The organism is Salipiger marinus, assembly GCF_035481585.1.
Classification (GTDB): domain Bacteria; phylum Pseudomonadota; class Alphaproteobacteria; order Rhodobacterales; family Rhodobacteraceae; genus Salipiger; species Salipiger marinus.
Genome location: NZ_JAYKSL010000022.1, coordinates 1 through 5277, shown reverse-complemented (window position 1 = coordinate 5277; position 5277 = coordinate 1). Strand labels below are relative to the sequence as shown.

The window sequence follows — 5277 nt, the reverse complement described above, 5'->3', positions numbered from 1 at the left end:
GGGGGGCTTCGCCCCCCGGACCCCCCATCCCGGACCCCCCATTCTGTCACCACAAGGTCAGGGCCGGAACGGCGTCACGATTTCGGTGGGATAGTCGTAGAAGCTCCAGCCGTCGGTGCCTTCGGGCAGCCAGAGCACCTCGGTGTAGCCAAGATCAAGGGCGCGTTTTGCAGCGTTCCAGCTCATCCAGCATTCCTCGAGGCAGAAGATCAGCACCGGGCGGGCAGGATCGCCCGCCGTGGCATGGGCCAAACCTGCGCGGAAATAGTCCAGCGTGACATCGGCGAGCGCGCCATAGCCGACATTGGGCAGCCAGAGCGCCCCGGGAATGCTGCGCCGGGGCGGTTCGTTCCAGATGGTGCCTTCGGGAAGGTTGTCGGGTTTGGGCGCGCGCGGCAGCACGTCGATGAAGGCAGCAGTCCCGGCCTGCCAGAGGCTGTGCGCCTCTTCCGGGCTGACGACCTTGGCCCCCGCCAGCGTGGCGGGGACCGGGGCGCGATAGGCGTCCATCCGGTAGCCGGAAGGTTCGGGCGGGCCGGCGGCGGCCAGCCCGGGCAGCGCCAGAAGAACAATCATCGCCCCCCTGACCGCCGCCCGCCGGATCACTGGCCGAGATCCTTCATCTGCGTGCCCATATCGGCGACCAGCGGCACCCCCGCCTCGGTCAGGATGGCATCGATCTCGTCCTGATGGCGCCGGATCAGCGAGTTCAGCTCGCGCTGCCAGACCTTTTCCCCCTGCCGCACCCCCATGGTGATGCGGAAGAACAGACGCGGCGCCGCCGTTTCGTTCAGTAGCGGGATCACCGTCAGTCCGGGATGCTCCTGCTTGACCAGCGGCCCGCCGATCGGCCCCCAGAGCACGGCGGCATCGATCTCTCCGGCCTCCAGATCGGCGAGCATCTGCTGCGCCGGGCTTTCGTGACGGCGGTCCACCACCAGATTATAGGCCCGCGCCTTGCCGATCAGACCGTTGCGCGCCATGTGGGTGGCGGGCGGAGAGCCCGCAATGATCCCGAGCCGCTGGCCCTGGAGCGCCGGATCGGCAAGGGAGGAGACCCCCGCCAGCGGACCCTCCTTCGGCACGATCAGCGTGTAGACCGAGGTCATGTAATGGTTGGTGTTCAGCACCAGTTCCTCGCCCTGCGCGTAGCCGATCACCACGTCGCAGCGGTTGGCGCGGAGCGTGTTGCGCACGAAGCCTGTGGCCATAGGATACCACGTATAGGCCACGGGCAGATCAAGCTTTGCCGCAAAAAGCTCGGCAAGGCGGTTTTCAAAGCCGGTGCCCTCTTGCGTGGACATGGGCGCATTGGCGGGATCGGCGCAGACCCGGAAAGCGTGTGTGGAGACGAGATCCGAGGTCTGCGCCGTGGCGGGCACCGCCCGGGAGAGAGCCAGTGCCGCCAGGACCGCAAGGGCGACGAGCCTGCGCTTATGTGCCGAGGCAGGCATTCTCCGCCTCACGGATAGCATCGGATTTATCCTCTTTCTTGGCAGGGCGTCCGCGGGCAATCGCCTCGGACCCGTGCGCCTTGAGGTAGACATAGATGTCGTCGAGGTAGCACATGACGTTGGGATTATCGCCGAAGGACGGCATCACCGAGTTTTCCGACGACGAGATCCGCTTGCGCCCGTTGGTCACCACATCGACGAAATCATAGTAATCCATGTCGATGGCGGAGTTCTTCAGCGCGGGCGCATAGGTGGAGCCTTCGCCTTCGGGGCCGTGGCAGACATGGCATTCGGCGTGGTAACGCCGGAACCCGGAATAGGTCAGCCAGTCCACGGTGCCGTCTTCCTGAATGTTGAAGGTGGGCACGTCGTCTTCGGTGTAGTAGCGGCCGTCTTCGTCATAGGCGGCGACCAGATTGGGATCGTCCGCCGCCTTGGTCTCGGCCGTGACCACGGACCCGGCAAGCAGGGTCAGGGTGGCGGCAAGTGCAAGGCCGGAAATGCCGTTTCGCATCATCATGGGTGTCCTCGGATATCTGGAAGGGGGCCGGCACGACCGGCCCCCGGGAGTCTGCGCGGATCAGTCCGGCAGTGCGAAGACGGTCAGCTGGCCACCGAGGTTGGTGTAGTCGCTGAGCGCCGCATAGCCGCCCACCGCGCCGAGGCCGTCATTGGGGTTGGTCAGACCCGCCGCCAGACCGATGCCGGCCCAGCCGCCGACACCCGACAGGATGCCGATATACTGCTTCTCCTCATGGGTGTAGGTCATCACGTTGCCGATGATGCCCGAGGGGGTCTTGAAGCGGTAAAGCTCCTCGCCGGTTTCTGCCGACACGGCCTTCAGATAACCTTCAAGCGTGCCGTAGAAGACGACGTCGCCCGCGGTGGCCAGAGCGCCCGACCAGACCGAGAACTGCTCGGGGATCGACCACTTGATCTCGCCGGAGATGTTGTCCCATGCGATGAAGTTGCCCATGCCGCCATGGCTTTCCGGAGCCGGATACATCGACAGCGTGGCGCCCACATAGGGCTGGCCGGCGGTGTAGCTGACGCGGAAGGGTTCGTAATCCATGCAGACGTGGTTGGTCGGCACGTAGAACATTTCGGTCTTGGGCGAATAGGCCGCCGGCTGCTGGTCCTTGGTGCCAAGCGCCGCCGGGCAGATGCCGGTGGAGTTGACGTCCTCGCCATTCTGCGCGGTGGAATATTCCGCCACCACGGCAGGACGGCCATAGGTTTCAGAGGCCGGATCCATGTCGACACCGGTGGTCCAGTTCACCACGGGGTCGAATTTCTCGGCGACCAGCAGTTCGCCGGTCACACGGTCCATCGTGTAGGCCAGACCGTTCCGGTCGAAATGGGTGAGAAGCTTGCGCATCTCGCCATCCATCTCCTGATCGGTCAGGATCATCTCGTTGATGCCGTCATAGTCCCATTCGTCATGGGGCGTCATCTGATAGACCCACTTGGCCATGCCGTCATCGGGGTCACGCGCCATGATGGTCATGGACCAGCGGTTGTCGCCGGGGCGCTGCGCCGGGTTCCATGTGGAGGGGTTGCCGGTGCCGTAATAGATCAGATCGGCCTCGGGATCGTAGGAATACCAGCCCCAGGTTGTGCCGCCCCCGATCATCCACTGGTCACCTTCCCAGGTGTTGGTGCCCGAATCCGCGCCCACGGGTTTGCCCAGATGGGTGGTCTTTTCCGGATCCATCAGGATGTCGCTGTCCGGACCCATGGACCATGCGCGCCATTCCTGCTCGCCGGTTTCCATGTTGTAGGCGGTCACATGGCCGCGCACGCCGAATTCGCCGCCAGAGATGCCGACGATGATCTTGTCCTTCACCGGCAGCACGGTGGCGGTGTTGGTTTCACCCTTGGCGGGGTCACCGTTCACCGCTTCCCACAGCACCTCGCCGGATTCGGCATCCAGCGCCACGACCTTGGTATCGGCCTGATGCAGGAAGATCTTGCCATTGGCATAGGCCACGCCGCGGTTCACCGTGTCGCAGCACATCACCGGAATCACGTCGGTGTCCTGCTTGGGCTCGTATTTCCACTTGATCCGGCCGTCATCGGACAGATCCAGCGCGTAGACGATGTTCGGGAAGGGCGTGTGCAGATACATGGTATCGCCCACGACCAGCGGCGAACCCTCGTGGCCGCGCAGCACCCCGGTGGAGAACGTCCAGGCCACCTGCAGGTCGCCCACGTTTTCCGCCGTGATCTGGTCCAGTTCCGAATAGCGCTGGTTTGCATAATCGCCGGTCTGGATCGCCCACTGGTTGGGATCGTCCATCAGCGTCATCAGATCCTCGTTTGCGCTGGCCATGCCGGCCGAGATCAGCGCGATGCCCGAGGTGAAAGCCAAAAGCTTATTCATTTCCTTCTCCCTTGTTGCCTTGTCCGTTGCCGAACCCGGCTCTGGCAGAATGTCTCCGTACGCCTGCCAGCGCCGATCTTATCGCGTGCCCGGAACTGTCTCCGTCCTCCGTCCGGTCACGCGGTCTGCAGACTTCAGGATCCCTGTCCCCCTTCTGCATCGAACTGCGCGAGATACGCGATCACGTCCGCACGCTCGTCTTCCTTGCGCAGACCGGCAAAGGACATCTTGGTGCCCTTCACGTAGTCGCGCGGTTTTTCAAGAAATGCCGCAAGGCTTTCCGGCGTCCAGACCAGACCTTCCCCGGCCTTGGCCTGCAGCGCGTCGGAATATTCGAATTCCGCAACGGCGGCGGCCTCGCGGCCGATGATGCCGTTCAGCTCCGGTCCGACCTTGTTCGCAGCATCGGCGCCAACGGCATGGCAGGCCATGCATTTCCGGAACACCTTCTCGCCCTTGGCGGCGTCGCCGGTGATGTCGGCATCCTGCGCCAGCGCCGCCACGGCGGGCAGCGCGAAAAGGCAGGCGGTGGCGATCGTTCTCAGGATCATGGGCTTCCTTTCCCTTCCGTTCGTCAAGTCAGTCGCGCAGCATGCCAGGCGACATGATCGCCCGCAAAGCTGTTCACGAAGAAATAGCTGTGATCGTAGCCGGGCTGCAGCCGCAGGATCCCGGGCTGGCGACGGCGGGCCATGGTCGCGGCCAGAGCCTCGGGGCGCAGCAGATCAAGAAACTGGTCCGATGCCCCCTGATCGATCAGCAGCTCGTCCTTCCAGCCGTGTTCTTCGAGCAGGATGGTCGAATCATGCGCGTGCCACGCGGTTTCGTCGTCGCCCAGATAGGCCGACAGCTGTTTGCGCCCCCAGTCGGACTGGGTCGGATTGGCGATGGGGGCAAAGGCCGACAGGCTGTCGAACAGATCGGCATTGCGCAGCGCCAGTGTCATCGCCCCGTGACCGCCCATGGAATGGCCGGTGATGCCGTGCCGGTCCGTCACCGGCAGATGGTCCAGCACCAGCGCGCGCAGTTCCGACAGGATGTAGTCATACATGCGGAAATGCGGCTTCCACGGGTCGCGGGTGGCGTTGACATAGAACCCCGCCCCCTGCCCCAGATCATAGGCGTCGTCATCCGCGACTCCCTCCCCGCGCGGAGAGGTGTCGGGAAAGATCACCGCCAGCCCGTGGCGCGCGGCATGTTCCTGCAGCCCGCCCTTGGTCATGGCGTTTTCATGGGTGCAGGTCAGCCCCGACAGATACCACAGCACCGGCACCGGCCTGTCTTCCGCCTGCGGCGGCAGATAGGCGCCAAAGGTCATCTCGCAGCCGCAGGTATTGGACGGGTGACGGAAGACCTGCTGCCGTCCGCCGAAGCTGCGATTTTCCGAGACGATGTCCATGGCTCAGAATTCCACCACGGCGCGGATGGATTTGCCTTCGT

The 5277-nt window shown here is 64.2% G+C and carries 6 protein-coding genes; all 6 read right to left on the bottom strand.

Translation table 11 applies throughout. The features are described from left to right. Positions 1–57: 57 nt before the first annotated feature. Positions 58–576: a PQQ-dependent catabolism-associated CXXCW motif protein gene (locus tag VK682_RS21850; RefSeq protein ID WP_230797686.1), complete on the bottom strand. Its 519-nt coding sequence runs from the start codon at positions 574–576 to the stop codon at positions 58–60. 26 nt (positions 577–602) lie between these two features. Next, a complete protein-coding gene (locus VK682_RS21845) occupies positions 603–1454 on the bottom strand; it encodes a substrate-binding domain-containing protein (protein ID WP_230797687.1) in 852 nt (283 codons plus the stop codon). Beyond that, the gene (locus tag VK682_RS21840; RefSeq protein ID WP_375342694.1) at positions 1435–1974 is read right to left on the bottom strand and encodes a c-type cytochrome, methanol metabolism-related; all 540 of its coding nucleotides are present in this window, start codon (positions 1972–1974) and stop codon (positions 1435–1437) included. The genes VK682_RS21845 and VK682_RS21840 overlap by 20 nt, the downstream gene beginning before the upstream one ends. 60 nt (positions 1975–2034) lie before the next feature. After that, positions 2035–3837, bottom strand: a complete 1803-nt coding sequence (locus VK682_RS21835; RefSeq protein WP_324782547.1) for a methanol/ethanol family PQQ-dependent dehydrogenase — start codon at positions 3835–3837, stop codon at positions 2035–2037. Between the two features lie 134 nt (positions 3838–3971). Continuing rightward, complete coding sequence (locus tag VK682_RS21830; protein WP_230797688.1) at positions 3972–4388, bottom strand: c-type cytochrome; 417 nt, start codon at positions 4386–4388, stop codon at positions 3972–3974. Between the two features lie 23 nt (positions 4389–4411). After that, on the bottom strand, positions 4412–5236 hold the full coding sequence (gene fghA, locus VK682_RS21825; RefSeq protein ID WP_089850740.1) for an S-formylglutathione hydrolase: 825 nt from the start codon (positions 5234–5236) through the stop codon (positions 4412–4414). Between the last annotated feature and the right edge of the window lie 41 nt (positions 5237–5277).

What these genes read in the sequence shown, in the direction of transcription:
- VK682_RS21835 (WP_324782547.1), bottom strand. Translation starts at nt 3,837, where the DNA reads ATGAATAAGCTTTTGGCTTTCACCTCGGGCATCGCGCTGATCTCGGCC.
- VK682_RS21845 (WP_230797687.1), bottom strand. Translation starts at nt 1,454, where the DNA reads ATGCCTGCCTCGGCACATAAGCGCAGGCTCGTCGCCCTTGCGGTCCTG.
- VK682_RS21840 (WP_375342694.1), bottom strand. Translation starts at nt 1,974, where the DNA reads ATGATGATGCGAAACGGCATTTCCGGCCTTGCACTTGCCGCCACCCTG.
- VK682_RS21850 (WP_230797686.1), bottom strand. Translation starts at nt 576, where the DNA reads ATGATTGTTCTTCTGGCGCTGCCCGGGCTGGCCGCCGCCGGCCCGCCC.
- VK682_RS21830 (WP_230797688.1), bottom strand. Translation starts at nt 4,388, where the DNA reads ATGATCCTGAGAACGATCGCCACCGCCTGCCTTTTCGCGCTGCCCGCC.
- fghA (WP_089850740.1), bottom strand. Translation starts at nt 5,236, where the DNA reads ATGGACATCGTCTCGGAAAATCGCAGCTTCGGCGGACGGCAGCAGGTC.